Source organism: Amycolatopsis sp. NPDC004747, from assembly GCF_053601335.1.
Genome location: NZ_JBSGBQ010000021.1, coordinates 47,918 through 64,392, shown reverse-complemented (window position 1 = coordinate 64,392; position 16,475 = coordinate 47,918). Strand labels below are relative to the sequence as shown.

Sequence of the window (16,475 nt, the reverse complement as noted above, 5' to 3'; positions counted from 1 at the left end):
CGGCACGCCCCTCTAGCTGTATCCGGACGGGACGGGCGGCGTGCCCGCGAGGAAGTAGGCGCCCACCTCGCGCGCCTTGTAGCTGATCGGGTCGTGCAGGGTCAGCGTGCGGGCGTTGCGCCAGAACCGGTCGAAGCAGTACTTCCCGCCGGTCGAGCGCGCCCCGGTGAACTCGAAGACCTTCGAGGTGGTTTCCATCGCGGCGCGGCTGGCCGCGATCTTCGCCGTGGAGACGGCGATGGCGGCCTCGGCCCGCTCGTCGGCGGTCAGGTCGATGCCGCGCTCATCGGCGGCGCCGAGGACCGCGACGGCGGCATCGACCGCGCAGCCGGCGGCGCGGGCCGTGGCGAGCAGCTCGCCGTAGCCGGCCAGGATGTAGGGGTCGTCGGCCGCCGTGGCGACATCGGAAAGCGTCCAGGCGCGGGCGTGGTCGCGGGTGTAGACCGCGGCGGTGTCGAGCGATCCGAGTGCGAGGCCGACGTACACCTGCGCGAGCATCAGCTGGAATCCGAGCGCGGCCAGCGAAAGCCGTGGCGATCGCGGATCGTCGGGGTCGTCCGGCTGGACGCCGAGCACCTCGTGGCGTCCGACGCGCACGCCCTCGAACCGGACGCCGCCGCTGGCGGTGAGGCGCTGCCCGATGTTGTCCCAGCCGCCGGGGTGGCTGATGCCGGGGGCACGCGCGTCGATGACGAAGGTGACCTTTTCGTCGGTGTCGGTCCGGGTGGCGCTGACGACCAGCCGGTCGGCGACGGCGGCGCCGGTGGCGAAGGTCTTGAAGCCGTCGACCACGAACGCGTCGCCGGCCGGAGTCATCGTCAAGTCCGCGTCGAGCGGGTTGCTGACCCCGGCCCAGAACCAGCCCGGTTCCGGCCGTGCCTGCGGGCCGAACAGCCCGGTCCGCCACTGCTGCAGGTAGTGATAGCCGATCAGGTGCCCGATGGACGCGTCCGCCGCGGAGACGGTGCGGGCCACGGCGTTCGCCGCCGCCCAGCCGTCGGTGGTCAGGACGTCGAGCAGTCCCGACTGCCGCAGCAGCTCGACCTCGGTGGCCGGGAGGGCCCCGGCCCGATCACGCTCGGCCGCGTCGGCCTGCAGGGCCGCGGCGACCTTCGCGCTGGATTCCCGCCAGTTCATCCCCAGACCTCCCGAGGTCAACCCAACACGCTCAGGCCTCCACAGCCAAGAGCTCGGTGAGCAGTTCCCGCACTCTGCGATCGATCTCGTCCCGGATCGGCCGGACGTCCTCGACGCCCTTGCCCGCCGGGTCTTCCAGTTGCCAGTCCAGGTACCGCTTGCCGGGGAAGACCGGGCAGGCGTCGCCGCAGCCCATGGTGATCACGACGTCGGCGGCCTCGACCGCGTCGGTGGTCAGCTTCTTCGGCACCTCGCGAGAGAGGTCGAGCCCGATCTCGGCCATCGCCTCGCGCACGGCGGGGTTGATGCTGTCGGCGGGCGCGGAGCCGGCCGAGCGGACGTCGACCGCGCCGTCGGCGTGGTGAGCGAGCAGGGCGGCGGCCATCTGGGAGCGGCCGGCGTTGTGCACGCAGACGAAGAGGACTTCAGGCTTGCCGGTCACGGGTGTTCTCCCCTTCGACGTGCGGGACGGGCAGCATCGTCGCGATGATCGTGGCGAAGACGAGGCCGCACACCGCGGCGACGGCCAGGCCGGTGAACGGCCACAGCACCAGCACCCAGACCACGCCCGCGAGCGCGCCGGCCGCTTGGCGATGCCGGGTGATCCACATCCAGGTGCGGGTCATCGAGGGCTCCTTGCGAAGCGGCGCCGCAGCGCGAGGGAGACGTACACGAGGGCGACCAGTACGGGAACTTCGATCAGCGGTCCGACCACTCCGGCGAGCACCTGGCCGCTCGCGGCCCCGAAGGTCGCGATGGCCACGGCGATAGCAAGTTCGAAGTTGTTGCCCGCGGCGGTGAACGCCAGCGTCGTCGTCCGCTCGTAATTCAGCCCCACCGCTTTGCCGAGCGCGTAGGAGCCGGCCCACATCAGTCCGAAGTAGACCAGCAGCGGCACCGCGATGCGCGCGACGTCCAGCGGACGGCTGGTGATCTGGTTGCCCTGCAAGGCGAAGAGGACGACGATGGTGAACAGCAGCCCGTACAGCGCAACGGGCCCGGCCTTCGGCAGGAACTTGTTCTCGTACCAGTCACGGCCCTTGGCACGTTCGCCGAAACGGCGGCTCAGGTAGCCGGCGACCAGCGGGATGCCGAGGAAGATCAGCACACTCCTGGCGATCTGCCACCCGGACACGGCGAGGTCGGCCTGCGGGAGACCGAGCCGGCCCGGCAGCACCGAGAGGTAGAACCAGCCGAGCAGACCGAAGGCGATCACCTGGAACACCGAGTTCAGCGCGACGAGCACCGCAGCGGCCTCGCGGTCGCCGCAGGCGAGGTCGTTCCAGATGATCACCATCGCGATGCAGCGGGCGAGACCGACGATGATCAGCCCGGTCCGGTACTCCGGCAGATCGGGCAGCAGCAGCCAGGCGAGGGCGAACATCAGCGCCGGGCCGACGAGCCAGTTCAGCACCAGCGAGGGCCACAGCAGCCGCCGGTCGCGGGTGACCGTGCCGAGCCGGTCGTAGCGGACCTTCGCCAGCACCGGGTACATCATCACCAGCAGCCCCAGCGCGATCGGCAGCGAGATGCCGTCGACCTGCACCGCGGACAGCGCGGTGTTGAGGCCGGGGACCCAGCGCCCGGCGAGCAGCCCGGCGACCATCGCGGCCGCGATCCAGACCGGCAGGAACTTGTCCAGCGTGGACAGGCGGGGCGGCGCCTCGGCGACCGTGGTCACGCGGTGACCGTCTCGCTCGTGGTCGTCAGCACCGCCGACAACCGCGCCAGCACCTCGGGGTGCACGCGGTAGTAGATCCAGGTGCCGCGGCGGTCCCCGGTGATCAGCCCGGACTCGCGCAGCACCTTCAGGTGGTGGGAGATGGTCGGGCCGGTCAGGTCGAAGGCGTCGGTCAGGTCGCAGACGCACGCCTCGCCACCGGCGTGGGACGCGATCAGCGAGAGCAGCCGCAGCCGGACGGGGTCGGCCATCGCCTTGAACAGGTGCGACAGCTCGACCGCCTGGTCCTGCGTCAGCGGCTCCCGGGCCAGGGGCGCGCAGCAGGCGTCCATAGCGACGAGCGGCAGTTGCTTCGACATGCCTCTATATTGACAGATTCACATATAGACAGCAATCTAAGTTCGTCTACTTAGACAGTCATCTATTCAAGGAGGCAGCGGAGATGTCACGGGTACAGCTGGCCCTGCGGGTCGGAGACCTGGCCGGGTCGATCGACTTCTACTCGAAGCTCTTCGGGACCGAGCCGGCGAAGCTCCGGCCGGGCTACGCGAACTTCGCGATCGAGGAGCCGGCGCTGAAGCTGGTGCTGCTGGAGGGCGAACCGGGCCAGGAGACGGTGATGGACCACCTCGGCGTCGAGGTCGAGTCGACCGACCAGGTCAACGCGGCAACGCAGCGGCTGACCGGCGAAGGCCTCGAGACGCTCACCGAGGACGACACCACGTGCTGCTACGCGGTGCAGGACAAGGTGTGGGTGCACGGGCCGGGCAAGGAGCCATGGGAGGTCTACACGGTGAAGGCCGACTCGACGACGTTCGGCACCGACAGCGCTGCGCTGGTCACGCCGGCGACGTGCTGCACGCCCGACGCCGAAACCGCCACCCCCGAAGGCTGCTGCAACTGAGGGCCTGGAGCCGGTGCGCAATCGAGGGGCGCACCGGCTCCGCTCAGTTGCCGACCCGCGTGCTGCGGCGTTCGATCATGACGACATCCCGCCACACGCCGTGGTGCTGCCCGACGCGTTCGCGGACGCCGATCTCCCGGAACCCGGCTCGGCGGTGCAGTTCCCGGCTGGCGGTGTTCTCGGGGAAGACGCCGCTCTGGATCGTCCAGATACCCGCGTCCTCGGTGGAAGCGATCAACGCGGCCAGCAGCGCCTGCCCGACCCCGCGGCCCTGCGCCTCCGGGTCGACGTAGACGCTGTGCTCGACGACCCCGGCGTACACGCACCGCGAGGACACCGCGGAGACCGCGACCCACCCCATGACCCGCCCCACGGGGTCGAGCGCGACCAGTCGGTGTTCCGGAAGATGAGCGGCGTCCCACACCTCCCAGGCGGGAGCAGTGGTCTCGAAGCTCGCCTGGCCGGTGTCGAGTCCGGCCTGGTAGATCGCCAGCACCTGGTCCGCGTGCTCGGCCGTCATCGCAACGACTTCGACCGGCTTGATCGCTTTGATGATGGCGGAGTGGAGCTTGTCGCCGGTCTCGTGGGTGAGCTGGACGTCGACGCCGCTGAGCCCGGCGTCATGCAGGAGCGTCCGGTAGCTCTCGGCAGTGAGCGCGCCGCCGAGGCATTCGACCGCACCGGCACGGGCCGCGCGTTCGGCGTCGGTGAGGCTGTCGTCGGCGAGGATGTCGGTGACGCCGAGGCGGCCGCCGGGCCGCAGGACGCGGGCTATCTCGCCGAACACGGCGGGCTTGTCGTCCGACAGGGCGATGACGCAGTTGGAGATGACGACGTCGACCGAGGCGTCCGGCAGCGGGATCTGCTCGATGGCGCCCTTGACGAACTCGGCGTTGGTCACACCAGCCTGCTCGGCATGACGCCGGGCGAGGGTCAGCATCTCATCGGTCATGTCCAAGCCGATAGCCCGCCCACCTGGCCCGACGCGACGGGCGGAGAGCAGGACGTCCAGCCCACCGCCGGAGCCGAGGTCGAGCACGGTCTCGCCGGGCTTGAGCTCGGCGACGGCGAGCGGGTTGCCGCAGCCGAGGCTGGTCGCGGTCACCTCGACCGGAAGTTCAGCATCGGCATAGTGCACGGCGCCGAGCCGCTCGGCGTCCCCTTCGCCGGCCAGCAGGCCGGTTCCCTCCCCCGCCAGGGCGCGCCGGGCGGCGGTGGCGTAGCGGTCATGGACGGCGTCGCGGTCGGAGTTCATCGGGTGACCTCCTCGTCGATGGTCTCGGCGAACGATCGAACCCCGCGCCCCATGACGACGTCCGCAGCACTCGGGAAGCAGGACACGCACTCTTCGTTCACGCGGTAGAGCCGAGCGGTCCCCCGCGGCTCAATCAGCACGAAACCGGTGTCGGCGAGGACCTTGAGGTGCGCCGAGACGGTCGACTGACCCACGCTGACCTGCTCGACGATCTCCCCCACTGCCATCGGCGTGGCGGCCTCAGCGAGCAGGTTGAGGATTTGCACTCGCGTAGGGTCGGCGAGCGCGCGGAACCACCCGGCGTAGGTCTTGGCAGTGTCTCGATCCAGCAAACGCACCCCCTTCCATCGCTCATCGACGATAGACGATGGACGACCGCCCGTCTAACTCCTGGGCGCCAAACCGCGGCGCGGGCGACAGGTTCCGACGTTGGCGAAATCCGCAGGACGTCCCGAACCTGAAGCCCGATACTTGAACTCGTGACTTTGCTACCGCCAGGTGAAGAGGCCCTGCGCTCCCATCGTCTCGGCGCGGCGGCCCGGCTCCGAAGTCGATCCCAAAGGCAAAGTGAAGTCCGCGAAAGCCCTGCTCCGACGTCGTCGTAGCGGAAGAGGCAAAGACCGACAACAAGAGCCCGAGCCTGCTACTCGACGAGCCCGACGCCGCACCGCCCATGCCGATGGCAAGGATCCCTGGCCAGCCGGAGCCCGATGGGAAAACCGCGACCAGCGGGGCGACATACACAGGAACGCCGATTCGCAGGGCCAGAGCCAAGACGTTGCCGAAGCCGAACAAGAAGGTCAGCCCGATGACGATGCTCACCATCGTGGTGACGAACCTGCTCACGCTGGCCGAGGACCCCATCACCGCCTCCCGCGCATCGACGAGAGGTCGTACGCACCCTCGATGACCAGCGTGCCGGTCAGCCGAGGCCGATCAGGGAGATGTTTTGCGCAGTGCCCCCGACGGGACTCGAACCCGCACTGAATCGATTTTAAGTCGACTGCCTCTGCCGGTTGGGCTACGGGGGCATCGCACACTCTAGGCGACCCCCGCCCAGCCGACCCCACAGCACCACGCCGCCAGCTTCCACACCGCCGCCGCCAAGCCGACCACCAGCGGGTGCACGCTCACCGCCGTGTGGGCCAGTGAGCGCAGCGCCGGCACCACCCCTCGGTCGCCCAACCAGGCCAAGCGGGTTACGCCGTTGCCGTCGCGGGCCGGGGCGATCAACGTCCTGAGCGCCACCGGGACGACGACTTCGAAGCTGAGCTGGCGGGCCGCGTCCGTTCCCGTCAGCACGCGGTTGATCGAGGCCTGCATCCACTGCATCACGATCCGGACCTGGTCGTCGATCTGCCAGCGGTCCAGTGCGTCGGACTCGATGAGGCGGGTGATGAAGTCGAAGACCTCCTTCTGTGCGTGTCACGCTCGTCGACCAGTGCGCGGACCACCGGCTCCACGTCCTTCGGGTTCTGGGCCGGCAGCAGGGCGAACTGGTCGAGATCACCGTCCTTGATGAGTTCCTTGAACGCCGCCACCGTGGTCCGCCAGGAGCCAATCCTCGGGGAACTGCGCGTTGACCGCTTTCTCCGCGGTCTGCACGTCCGCGGCCATCAACGCCCGGCTCGCCTCCCGCAGGCCGGCGAGCAGCGGCGGGGCGAGCACCGGCCGGATGTCCCTGATCCCCTCTTGCTCTGCTGCTCGGCCTCTTCTTCCTTCGGCTCGGCTTCTCCCGAGCCCTTTTCCTCGGTCATCCGACCACCCTCATTTCGGTCCGGGCCGTGATGGACGCGGTCAGCCTGGCCGCCACCGCGGGCTCGAGCGGATCGGCCCAGTCCTTCGCCAGCCGCCCGATCAGGTAGCGGAGGCGCTGCTCGTCTCCCTCTCGTTCGACGAGCCGGGCCATGAACCCGGCCAGTACGTCGAAAGAAGGGACTGGCGGACGCGAATCCATCGCACGACGGGATGCGCGCGGCTCCGGACCGCGACGATCGAGACCGACCGGGGAAAGGGAGACGCATGGGTGCGACGCGCGGGAGAACACCGGCCGGCTTGGGCAGAGGCCGCGGACAGAGCGAGGACGAGCTGGCCACGATCGCCTTCTTCCAGGGCGCGGTCCAGCACGCCGACGAGAAGGCCCGTACCGTGGTGGCCGTCCAGACGATGATCACCGCACTGGTGGCCACCCAAGCCGGTTTCCTGGGGACCGCCCGGTCCGGCTCGGTGCCGCGAACGGTGCTCTTCGGGGTGCTGATCTGCTTCGCCGTGGCCTACGCCTACGCCTCGCTGCACATCCTGCTGGCGATCCGGCCGCGAACGGCGGCCCCCTCCAGCGAAAACCAGTTCGCTTTTCCCAGTGTCGCCGCGGGAACGGCCGTCTCCGGCCGGGCGGTCCGGCGCGAGCAAGCCCAGGAACTCACCCGGCTGCTGGCCTCCCTGGCGATGCGCAAGCACCGCCACGTGCGGTCGGCGTTGGCCGGCACGTGCCTGCTCTTCGCGACCGCGCTGGCCCTGATCGTCGCGGCGGCGATCCCGTGAGACCGCTCAGCCGTCGGCGACGGCCTCGAGCCGGGCCCGGTCGCAGACGCACACCCGGCGGTAGCCGGTCTCCACGACGCTCTCGCGCCGCAACCCGGCCAGAGCGCGGTGCACGGTCGGCTCGGCGGCGCCCACCAGCGCGGCGAGCTCCGGCTGGGTGAGCGCGACGCCGATCCGGAGGTGGGGCCCGGCGGGGACGCCGTACGAGGCCGCCAGCTCGAGCAGCACCCTGGCGAGCCGGACCCGCACCGCACGGCTGCCGAAGTCGATCCGCCGCCGGGTGGCCCACCGGAGTTTCGCGCCGACGCTGCCGCTCACGGCCAGCGCGGCGTCCGGGGAACCGAGGAGGAACCGGCGGAACTCCCCCTGCGCGATGAGGCGGGTCCGCACCCGGCCGGCGGTGGTGACGGTGGCGATCCGGGGCCTGCCGTCCATCGCCGCCAGCTCGCCGACCAGATCGCCGCCGACCCGGATCGCCAGCAGCGCCAGGTGGCCCTCCGGGGTGGTCCCGGTGATCTTCACGCAGCCGTCGACCAGCAGGAAGACGTGCGTGCTCTGGTCGCCTTCGCGGAGGAGCACCTTCTCGGAGCCGAACTCGCGCGCGACGCCGAGCTCCAGCAAGCCGGTCCGGGCCGTCCGGGACAGCCCGGCCAGGAAGCTGCCCGGGGGAAACCTCGCGTCGGACGGCCGGCTCACCGCACCTCGAAGCCGGTCAGGACTTCGAGACGCGCGCGAACTCGTCCTTCGGGTTGTTGATCTGCCCGAGCGAGATCACCTCGCGGCGGAACAGGCCGCCGAGGATCCAGTCCAGGAGGATGCGGATGCGGCGGTTCCACGTCGGCATCGCCTTGAGGTGGTAAGCGCGGTGGAACAGCCACGCCGGGAAGCCCTTGATCTTCAGGTTCAGCGCGTCGGCGACACCCTTGTGCAGGCCCAGGCTCGCCACCGCGCCGAGGTTCTTGTGGAAGTAGTCCTTCGGCTTGCCGCCGCGGATCACCTTGATGATGTTCTTCGCCAGCAGGCGGGCCTGGCGGACCGCGTGCTGGGCGTTCGGCGGGCAGGTCGCCGTCGGGTCCTCTTCGGTGCGCGAAAGGTCCGGGATCGCCGCGTTGTCGCCCGCGGTCCAGACGTCCGGGTGGCCGACGACCTGCATCGCCGCCGTCGCCTCGACGCGGCCGCGCTTGTCGAGCGGCAGGTCCGAGTTCTGCAGCACCGGGTTGGCCTTCACACCGGCGGTCCAGATGATCGTGTCGGTGTCGAACTCGGTGCCGTCCGAGAGGACGACGTGGCCGTTTTCGAACGACTTCGCCGCGGTCGACAGGTAGACCTCGATGCCGCGCTTCTCCAGCTGCTCGACCGTGTAAACGCCCAGGGTCTCGCGGACCTCGGGCAGGATCCGGCCGGCCGCCTCGACGAGCACCCAGCGGATGTCGGAGGTCTTGATGTTCGGGTAGTAGTTCTCCACCGCGAACCGGGTCATGTCCTCGAGCTCGGCCAGCGCCTCGATGCCGGCGAACCCGCCGCCGACGACGGTGAACGTCAGCAGGCGCTTGCGCAGCTCGGGGTCGAGCGTGCTGGCCGCTTCGTCGAGCTTCGTCATCACGTGGTTGCGGATGTAGATGGCCTCGCCGATGGTCTTGAAGGCGATGCCCTCCTCGACCAGGCCCGGGATCGGCAGGATGCGCGCGACGGCGCCCAGCGCGACGACCAGGACGTCGTAGCCCAGCTGCTCGATGTGCCCGTCGGCCGCCTCGACCGTGACGGACTTCTTGTCGTTCTCGATCTTGGTGACGCGCGCGGTCAGCACGTGGCAGCGCTTGAGCACCCGCCGCAGCGGCACGACCACGTGCCGGGGCTCGATCGCGCCGGCCGCGGCCTCCGGGAGGAACGGCGCGTAGGTCATGTGGGGCTGCGGGTCAACGACGGTCACGGAGGCCTCGTTGGCCCGAAGCATCTTCTGGAGGCCGTACGCCGTGTAGAGCCCGACGTACCCACCACCGAGGACGAGGATCCGAGTCGGTTCCGACTTCGACTTCGCAGCAGCCATGTCCTCATGGTGACACCTTCGCCGCGACCCCGCTCGGGGGCCCCATCCGGCTGTGACCAGCGTCGCTGCGGTTTCCGTAACGATTCAGTCGTGGCCTGTCACCGAGGTCGCGGCGCGGAAGACGTCCGCCACCATGGCGTGGGTCACGCGGTGTGTCTGGACATTGCGCGGCGACACGTGATAACAGCCGAAAAGCCGCAGGTCGCCCAGCTCGACGACGGTCCCGTGCCCGAACGCCGGCCGCGGCCGCGGCACCGGCCAGCCGGCCGCCTCCAGCACGGGCAGTGACGCCTGCCAGCCGAACGCGCCGAGCACCACGATCGCCCGCAGTGTCGGACGTAACAGTGTCAGTTCCTCGGCCAGCCACGGACGGCACGTGTCCCGTTCGGCAGGCGTCGGCTTGTTCTCCGGCGGCGCGCACCGCACGGGCGAGACGAGCCGGGTGCGGTGCAGCCGCAGGCCGTCCCCGATCGCCGTGGAGGTCGGCTGGGAGGCGAGCCCGACCTCGTGCAGGACGCGGAAGAGGAAATCACCCGATGGGTCGCCGGTGAACATCCGTCCGGTGCGGTTGGCGCCGTGGGCGGAGGGCGCCAGCCCGACGACGGCGAGCGAGGCGTCCGGCGGCCCGAAGCCCGGTACCGGGCGGGCCCAGTACCGCTCGCCGCGGAAGGCCGCCTTGGTGCCCACGACGCCTTCGCGCCAGGCGACCAGGCGCGGACAGGCACGGCAGCCGGCGACGGCGGCGTCCAGCTCGGGCAGGGACCTCATCGCAGGGCCGCCCGGGACAGCCGGTCGGCGTGCCTGGTGGTTTCGGGCAGCCGGTAGCGCGGGGTCAGGGCCAACGTGAGCCGGCAGGCGTGGGCCAGGTCGATCCGATGGCCCGCCGAGACGTACACGGGCTTGACGCCGTCCTGGGTCCGCAGCACCGCGCCGACGACCTCGCCCGCGTCGACCAGCGGCTCAGCCGACCCACGCGCGACCGCCGGGTCGGCGTGCGTGCCGACGAACCGCGTCTTGCCTACGCCGAACGCCGGCTGCCCGGTCAGCACGCCGAGGTGGCAGGCCAGGCCGAAGCGCCGCGGGTGGGCGAGGCCGTGACCGTCGCAGACCAGGACATCGGGCGCTCGGTCCAGCCGCTCGAGCGCGGCCAGCAGCGGCGGCAGCTCGCGGAAGGCGAACAGGCCCGGCTCGTACGGGAACACGGCCCGCGCGCGGTGCGTCCGCTCCTCGACCACGGTGAGCCCGGCGGTCTCGAGGGTGACGACGGCCGCGGCGATGCCGCCGGTGTCGTCGTAGGCGACGTCGAGGCCGGTGACCGTCGGCGGGAGCTCGGGGCAGTCGTCGGCGAGCTCGACCCGGCCGCGGAGCCGGTCCTGCACGGCCAGCGCCTCCTCGACCGTCGACGGCCAGTCCTCGGTGTGCACCAGGTCACCCTGCCACAGGCGCGCGCCACCACCGTCTAAGTTGGGTCCATGGCGGACAGCACCCCCGAAGAGGCTCCCGAACCGAAGGCCGCGGAGGCGACCGAGATCGCGGCCGAGCCCACCGACGACGTCGTCACGACCCAGCACACGCTGACCGTGAAGCGGAAGAAGCTCGCGTACACCGCGAAAGCGGGACGGATCGTCCTCCGCAAGGAGATCGTCAAGGACGGCAAGTCCGAGGGCTTCAAGGCGAAGGCCGAGGTGTTCATCACCTCCTACACCCTCGACGACGCCGACCCGGGGTCGCGGCCGGTCACCTTCGCCTTCAACGGCGGCCCCGGCTCGTCGAGCATCTGGCTGCACATGGGCCTGCTCGGGCCGCGGCGGGTGCTCTCGGGTGACGTCGACGACCTGGTGCCGCCGCCGTACGGGCTGGCCGACAACCCCGAAACGCTGCTGGCGCACAGCGACCTCGTGTTCATCGACCCGGTGTCGACCGGCTACTCGCGCGCGTCCGACGGCGGCGAGACGAAGGACTTCCACGGCTTCAAGGGCGACATCGAATCGGTCGGCGAGGTCATCCGGCTGTGGGTGTCGCGCCACGAGCGCTGGCTGTCGCCGAAGTTCCTGGCCGGCGAGTCCTACGGCACGCTGCGCGCGGCCGGGCTGGCCGCGCACCTGCAGGACCGGCACGGGCTCTACCTGAACGGCCTGCTGCTCATCTCGTCGGTGCTCGACCTGGGCACGCTGCGGTTCACGGAGGGCAACGACCTCCCGTACTCGCTGTACGTGCCGACGTACGCGGCGATCGCGCACTACCACGGCCTGCACGGCGAGCGCCCGCTCGACGACGTCCTCGCCGACGCCGAGGACTTCGCGGCGAAGGACCTGCCGTGGGCGCTGGCCCGCGGCGCCCGTCTGTCCACTCAGGACAGGACGGACGCGGTGGCCACGCTGGCCTCGCTGACCGGGCTCAGCGAGTCCTATGTGGACCGGGTGAACCTGCGGATCGAGCACGTCCGGTTCTTCACCGAGCTGCTGCGCGACCGCGGCCTGGTGGTCGGCCGGATGGACGGCCGGTTCACGACGTGGGAGCCGGACGGCGGCCGCGAGCACATGAGCGACGACCCGTCGATCTCCCGCGTGATCGGCGCCTACGCGGCGGCGTTCAACCACTACGTGCGGGCGGAGCTCGGGTACGCCAACGACCTGCCCTACGAGCTGATCCACGAGGACACGTTCAAGGCGTGGTCGTACTCGGAGTTCGAAGGCCGTTCGGTGTCGGTGGTGGACTCGCTGAGCGCGGCGATGCGGGCGAACCCGCACCTGAAGGTGCACGTGGCGTTCGGCCACTACGACGGCGCGACGGCGTACTACGCGGCCGAGCACGTGCTGGCCCACCTGCAGATCCCGGAGGAACTGCGCGAGAACATCGACACGGCGTACTACCCGGCGGGCCACATGATGTACGTCCACGAGCCGACGCGGGTGCAGCAGTCGAAGGACCTGGCGAAGTTCGTCAAGCGGGCGTCGAACCGCTGAGCACGGGCCGCGGCCGGCCCGCGAACAGGTCGATCCAGGCCAGGTACGTGAACACGAACGGCGCCGCGAACGCCCGGGTGTCGTAGGCCCGCAAGGCCGCGTCGACGGCCGCCGATGCCTCGTCCTCGGCGATCACCGGGGCGCGCAGGGCCCGCTCGAGGACCGGCGCCGTGCAGACGGCGCCGATCACCAGCGCCGCCGCCCAGCCCAGCGGCTGGGCGGCGGACACGGCGCACAGCACCGCGCCGCCGCCGAACGTCGTCGCTGCCGCGGCCAGGTACCACCAGCCCCGCGTTCGGCCGGCCACGCCCGCGCGCCCTGCCTCTCGGCGAGCGTCGTCCACGCTGCTTCCGTCACCACCGGACCTCCAGCAGGCACCGGGCTGCCGACGCGATCACCGGGCGGCCTCCGGTGACCAGCCCGGCCCGGCCTGGGCCGGCAGCGGGACGCCGTAGTCGCCGTCCGGGAGCGCCGGGCGCCGGCGGCGGCCGAGGAGCGCGCCGATCACCTGCAGGGTGATCGCCAGCACCGCGTAACCGACCAGCCATGGCGTGAAGCCGGGTGGCTGGCGCTGGGTGGTGACCAGGTCGATGAGCACCGGCACGGCGTAGCCCGACGGCAGCGCGGTGTACAGGTCCTCGATCCGCAGCACGGCGTCGACGGCGGCGGACGGCTCGTCTTCGGCGATCACCGGGCGGCGGAGCACCCCGGTCACGATCACCGTGCACACCACCGCACCGAGTGCGAGCACGCCGAGCCAGCTCCAGGCGTAGGTCCGGTACGGCGTCGCGAAGAACATCGTGCCCCCGAGCGCCGCGCCCCCGGCGAACGTGACCGCGGCCGACGCGAGGTACCAGCTTCCGAGCGACGCGCGCCAGGACGGCCGGGGCCGGGCGAGCACGCGATCGCCGAGCAGGTCCAACGCCTGCCGGTCCCGCCGCCGGAACGCGGACCAAAAGGCCAGCTGGCTCCCGATGAGCAGGAAGTACGGCACCTTGCTTTCGGTCATCTCCACGCCCCGGACCCCGGGCAGGTACTGCAGGCACTGGTAGGCGACGGCGGCGGCGAGCGTCGCCAGCAGGATCCCGATCTGGCCGATCAGCAGCGACCGGGGGTGCGCGGTACTGCGGACACCCAGCCGGGTGGCGAGCAGCCGCGTCGGGATGCCCACCCGCACCCCGTGCCGCCCCAGCCAGACCGCCGCCTGCACGAACTCGCCGCGGCTCGGTACCTGTTCCCCCATGGCCCCCTCCCCTGTCCGCCGTACACGCCCGAAGCGCCGGAACGGTTTACCGGCCGTAGAAGCCGGGCGGCAGCCGTCGATAGCGGCGGCGCACCGACAGCCAGCCGGCCAGCTGCAGGGCGACCACCGTGACCAGGTACGCCAGCGCGGACCACCCCAGCAGGCCCGGGGCCGCCCAGTCGACGACGAAGACCGGCACCGCCAAGGCGGCGTACAGCACGGAAGGCGCGAACCGGTAGCCGTCCTCGGCGCGCAGGACCTCGTCGACCAGCCGCGACGCCTCGTCCTCCGCGAGCACCGGCGCGCGGAGCACCCTGGCGAGCACCAGCGCGGTCGCGCCGGCGCCGACCGCCAGCGTGACCGTGTGCACCCCGACCGCGACGGACGGCAGGTACCAGTGCTTCCAGGTGAACTGCGGCCGGGTCAGGAACGACGCCGCGCACAACACCGCCCCGCCGACGAACGTGAGGGCCGCCGAAACCAGGTACCACCAGCCGACCTGGTTCGCGGCCACGCGGAGCGGGAGCGGGCTCCCGGCGGCCGTCCAGCGCTCCGCGAGCTGTTCGCGGCGCTGCACCCGGCGCCAGCGCACCACCTGGAAGGCGGTGAAGAGAAGGACCAGGGACGCGGCCTGCCCCGGCAGGTCGACGTGGGCGGCCAGGAACGGGAACGCGAACGTCCCGAGCGCGGTGACGACGACGTACCCCGGTCGTTCGGGCAGCTTCTGGCGGCGAGCGCCGATGCGCAGCGCCAGCAGCCGCGTCGGCAGCCACACGTTCACCCCGCGTTGGCCCAGCCACAGCCGCGCCCAGCCCACCTCGAGCACCGTGGGCTCGCCGGGCAGCCTCGGGTCGACCGGCAGCGCCGGCTCACGAACGATCAACGGAACACCCCCCAGTTCCGCCGTTACACGCGCGACGCCCCGGACAGGTTGCCTGTCCGGGGCGTCGCGCTTCGAACTACTTCAGGTACTGCGACCCGCGCGTCACCGCCGCGTAGGCGTCGACCGCGCCGTGGCCGTAGAAACCGTTGAACGACGGGTCACCCTGGCAGGTGGCCGTGAACGTCGCGTCGCGGCCCTCCTTCAGGTAGTCCACCGTCCGCGGCACCGGGCAGGCGATCTGGGCCGCCGTGCCCTCCAGGACGCGCTGGACCTTGTCCGGGTCCATCCCGAACTCGCCGTGCGACTTCTTGCCGTACTGCGAGATGATCAGCGCCGCGACCCCGGTCGCGTGCGGGGCGGCCATCGACGTGCCCTGCAGCCACTGGTAGTAGCCGACCCGGCCGTCCGGAGCCGTCGCCTTCTTGACGCCCGCCGTGACGCCGTCCGGCGTGATGTTGCCGTCCGCGTCGATGTTGCCCTCCGCGACACCCACGTTCTTCGGGTACGTGGAAAGGATTTCGTTCTCGACCGTGCGGTACCACGGCGTGCCGAAGCCGTCGCGGAAGAAGCCGCCCGGGGCCGAAACCGAGATCTGCTCGAGGCCGTAGTTCGAGTAGTCCGCCTTCTTCTGGGACGGCCCGAACGAGCTCACGCCGATCGTGTGGTTGCCCTCGACCGGCAGGTTGAGGCAGGTCGAGTTGTCCACCGTGCGGGGGTGCGTGCTGTTCGCCGGGTAGTCGGGGCTCGTGGTGTCCGGCTGCGGCGAGCCGAGGTCGGTGTGCTGGTTGCCCAGCGCGACCACCATCGTGACGCCCTTGCGGTGCGCGTAGTTCAGCGCGCGCTGGGTCGCCTCGATGATCGTGCGCTGCTCGGCCTGCTCGGCGGGCGAATCCGCCGGGTTCGCCGTGCAGTTGTACAGCCACGGGTCGGTGTAGAACGACATGTTGACCACGTCGATGCCCGCGTCGCCGGCGTAGGTCAGCGCGTCGACCGTCGGCTGCAGGAAGAAGTAGCCCGAGTCCTGGCCGGCGCGGATGTTCACCAGCGTCACGTTCGGCGCGACACCGGAGAGGCCGAAGCCGTTGGCCGCGGCGGCGATGGTGCCGGCGACGTGCGTGCCGTGGCCGCCGTCGTCGTGGTTGACCGGGTCGACGCAGCCGCGGAACTCACACGGGCCGTCGACTTCGGCGCCGTTGACGTCGGTCGGGATGTCACGGGTGAAGTTGCGGGAGTCGGCTTCGTCGAAGTTCGGCGCGATGTCCGGGTGCGTGCCGTCGATGCCGGTGTCGATGACGCCGACCTTGACCTGCTTGCTGCCCGGCTGCTTGGTGCGCGAGAGGTCCGAGCGGACGGACTTGAGGCCCCAGAGCTGGTCGTCCAGCGGGTCCATCCCGACGGCCTTGTTCGCGTCGGCCTTCTTCGAAGAAGCGGTTCCGCGGCCTTCCTTCTCGACACCGGCGTCGCCCTTGGCCCGCTTGCCCGTCTTCGGCACCGAGCCGATGGACTGGGCCTTGGCGGCACCGAACACCGCGCGGTCGGTGGACACGCGCTCGGTGAAGCCCGATGCCGGCGCGCTCGCCCTGATCAGGCCGACCGCGGTGTTGGTCTCCAGTACCGTGCCGCCCGCGGCCTTGATCGCCCGCTGGGCGCTGCCGATGCTCTGGACGTCCTTGGCGAGCACGGTGAACTCGGTCGCCGGGCCGGCCAGTGCGGGCTGCGCCGACGCGGCCGGGACCGCGACCGCGGAAACCGCGCCGAACAGCGGCACGGCCAGCACCGCGGCCAGAAGCCTGGGTCTCTTCACGTTTCTCCTCCTCG

The 16,475-nt window shown here is 71.0% G+C and carries 21 protein-coding genes and 1 tRNA gene; 3 read left to right on the top strand and 19 right to left on the bottom strand.

What is annotated here, in order from left to right; genetic code table 11:
• Positions 1-12: 12 nt before the first annotated feature.
• The 5 genes from ACWEGE_RS30335 to ACWEGE_RS30315 are packed head-to-tail and all read right to left on the bottom strand — an operon-like array spanning position 13 to position 3,177.
• Complete coding sequence (locus tag ACWEGE_RS30335; RefSeq protein WP_449663855.1) at positions 13-1,137, bottom strand: acyl-CoA dehydrogenase family protein; 1,125 nt, start codon at positions 1,135-1,137, stop codon at positions 13-15.
• Positions 1,138-1,168: 31 nt separating this feature from the next.
• Entirely contained in the window at positions 1,169-1,579 is a 411-nt protein-coding gene (locus ACWEGE_RS30330; protein WP_449663854.1) for an arsenate reductase ArsC, read from the bottom strand.
• Complete coding sequence (locus ACWEGE_RS30325) at positions 1,563-1,763, bottom strand: hypothetical protein (protein WP_449663853.1); 201 nt, start codon at positions 1,761-1,763, stop codon at positions 1,563-1,565. Before ACWEGE_RS30325 ends, ACWEGE_RS30330 begins: the two co-directional genes overlap by 17 nt.
• Positions 1,760-2,818, bottom strand: coding sequence for an ACR3 family arsenite efflux transporter (gene arsB, locus ACWEGE_RS30320; RefSeq protein WP_449663852.1), 1,059 nt, complete (start codon positions 2,816-2,818; stop codon positions 1,760-1,762). The genes ACWEGE_RS30325 and arsB overlap by 4 nt, the downstream gene beginning before the upstream one ends.
• Positions 2,815-3,177, bottom strand: coding sequence for an ArsR/SmtB family transcription factor (locus tag ACWEGE_RS30315; RefSeq protein ID WP_176177278.1), 363 nt, complete (start codon positions 3,175-3,177; stop codon positions 2,815-2,817). The genes arsB and ACWEGE_RS30315 overlap by 4 nt, the downstream gene beginning before the upstream one ends.
• An 83-nt stretch (positions 3,178-3,260) precedes the next feature.
• Here ACWEGE_RS30315 and ACWEGE_RS30310 point away from each other — a divergent pair, with 83 nt between their 5' ends.
• The gene (locus tag ACWEGE_RS30310) at positions 3,261-3,722 is read left to right on the top strand and encodes an ArsI/CadI family heavy metal resistance metalloenzyme (RefSeq protein WP_449663851.1); all 462 of its coding nucleotides are present in this window, start codon (positions 3,261-3,263) and stop codon (positions 3,720-3,722) included.
• 43 nt (positions 3,723-3,765) lie between these two features.
• Here ACWEGE_RS30310 and ACWEGE_RS30305 read toward each other — a convergent pair whose 3' ends face one another.
• The 6 genes from ACWEGE_RS30305 to ACWEGE_RS30280 all read right to left on the bottom strand — a co-directional run bounded on the left by ACWEGE_RS30305 (position 3,766) and on the right by ACWEGE_RS30280 (position 6,934).
• A complete protein-coding gene (locus tag ACWEGE_RS30305) occupies positions 3,766-4,977 on the bottom strand; it encodes a GNAT family N-acetyltransferase (protein WP_449663850.1) in 1,212 nt (403 codons plus the stop codon).
• Positions 4,974-5,315 carry an ArsR/SmtB family transcription factor gene (locus ACWEGE_RS30300; protein ID WP_449663849.1) on the bottom strand — a complete coding sequence of 114 codons (342 nt, stop codon included), beginning with the start codon at positions 5,313-5,315 and terminating at the stop codon, positions 4,974-4,976. Before ACWEGE_RS30300 ends, ACWEGE_RS30305 begins: the two co-directional genes overlap by 4 nt.
• 619 nt (positions 5,316-5,934) lie before the next feature.
• Positions 5,935-6,008 (bottom strand) — tRNA-Leu (locus ACWEGE_RS30295).
• 10 nt (positions 6,009-6,018) lie between these two features.
• Entirely contained in the window at positions 6,019-6,312 is a 294-nt protein-coding gene (locus tag ACWEGE_RS30290) for a hypothetical protein (protein WP_449663848.1), read from the bottom strand.
• Positions 6,313-6,483: 171 nt separating this feature from the next.
• Positions 6,484-6,645 carry a hypothetical protein gene (locus ACWEGE_RS30285; RefSeq protein ID WP_449663847.1) on the bottom strand — a complete coding sequence of 54 codons (162 nt, stop codon included), beginning with the start codon at positions 6,643-6,645 and terminating at the stop codon, positions 6,484-6,486.
• Positions 6,646-6,730: 85 nt separating this feature from the next.
• Positions 6,731-6,934: a hypothetical protein gene (locus tag ACWEGE_RS30280; RefSeq protein ID WP_449663846.1), complete on the bottom strand. Its 204-nt coding sequence runs from the start codon at positions 6,932-6,934 to the stop codon at positions 6,731-6,733.
• Between the two features lie 65 nt (positions 6,935-6,999).
• Between ACWEGE_RS30280 and ACWEGE_RS30275 the strand changes: the two genes are divergently transcribed.
• The gene (locus tag ACWEGE_RS30275; RefSeq protein WP_449663845.1) at positions 7,000-7,518 is read left to right on the top strand and encodes a hypothetical protein; all 519 of its coding nucleotides are present in this window, start codon (positions 7,000-7,002) and stop codon (positions 7,516-7,518) included.
• 6 nt (positions 7,519-7,524) lie between these two features.
• On the opposite strand, the gene ACWEGE_RS30270 is transcribed toward ACWEGE_RS30275, so the two are convergent.
• The 4 genes from ACWEGE_RS30270 to ACWEGE_RS30255 all read right to left on the bottom strand — a co-directional run bounded on the left by ACWEGE_RS30270 (position 7,525) and on the right by ACWEGE_RS30255 (position 10,989).
• Positions 7,525-8,214, bottom strand: coding sequence for a Crp/Fnr family transcriptional regulator (locus tag ACWEGE_RS30270; RefSeq protein ID WP_449663844.1), 690 nt, complete (start codon positions 8,212-8,214; stop codon positions 7,525-7,527).
• A 16-nt stretch (positions 8,215-8,230) separates the two neighbouring features.
• Entirely contained in the window at positions 8,231-9,565 is a 1,335-nt protein-coding gene (locus ACWEGE_RS30265) for an NAD(P)/FAD-dependent oxidoreductase (protein WP_449663843.1), read from the bottom strand.
• Positions 9,566-9,649: 84 nt separating this feature from the next.
• The gene (locus ACWEGE_RS30260; protein WP_449663842.1) at positions 9,650-10,333 is read right to left on the bottom strand and encodes a uracil-DNA glycosylase; all 684 of its coding nucleotides are present in this window, start codon (positions 10,331-10,333) and stop codon (positions 9,650-9,652) included.
• The gene (locus tag ACWEGE_RS30255) at positions 10,330-10,989 is read right to left on the bottom strand and encodes an endonuclease V (protein WP_449663841.1); all 660 of its coding nucleotides are present in this window, start codon (positions 10,987-10,989) and stop codon (positions 10,330-10,332) included. The genes ACWEGE_RS30260 and ACWEGE_RS30255 overlap by 4 nt, the downstream gene beginning before the upstream one ends.
• 48 nt (positions 10,990-11,037) lie before the next feature.
• On the opposite strand from ACWEGE_RS30255, the gene ACWEGE_RS30250 reads away from it, so the two are divergent.
• Positions 11,038-12,531, top strand: a complete 1,494-nt coding sequence (locus tag ACWEGE_RS30250; protein WP_449663840.1) for a S10 family peptidase — start codon at positions 11,038-11,040, stop codon at positions 12,529-12,531.
• Here ACWEGE_RS30250 and ACWEGE_RS30245 read toward each other — a convergent pair.
• The 4 genes from ACWEGE_RS30245 to ACWEGE_RS30230 all read right to left on the bottom strand — a co-directional run bounded on the left by ACWEGE_RS30245 (position 12,509) and on the right by ACWEGE_RS30230 (position 16,461).
• Positions 12,509-12,838 carry a hypothetical protein gene (locus ACWEGE_RS30245; protein WP_449663839.1) on the bottom strand — a complete coding sequence of 110 codons (330 nt, stop codon included), beginning with the start codon at positions 12,836-12,838 and terminating at the stop codon, positions 12,509-12,511. The genes ACWEGE_RS30250 and ACWEGE_RS30245 overlap by 23 nt on opposite strands.
• 87 nt (positions 12,839-12,925) lie before the next feature.
• A complete protein-coding gene (locus tag ACWEGE_RS30240) occupies positions 12,926-13,774 on the bottom strand; it encodes a hypothetical protein (RefSeq protein ID WP_449663838.1) in 849 nt (282 codons plus the stop codon).
• Between the two features lie 46 nt (positions 13,775-13,820).
• Positions 13,821-14,657 carry a hypothetical protein gene (locus ACWEGE_RS30235; RefSeq protein ID WP_449663837.1) on the bottom strand — a complete coding sequence of 279 codons (837 nt, stop codon included), beginning with the start codon at positions 14,655-14,657 and terminating at the stop codon, positions 13,821-13,823.
• A 76-nt stretch (positions 14,658-14,733) separates the two neighbouring features.
• Positions 14,734-16,461, bottom strand: coding sequence for a S8 family serine peptidase (locus ACWEGE_RS30230; protein WP_449663836.1), 1,728 nt, complete (start codon positions 16,459-16,461; stop codon positions 14,734-14,736).
• Between the last annotated feature and the right edge of the window lie 14 nt (positions 16,462-16,475).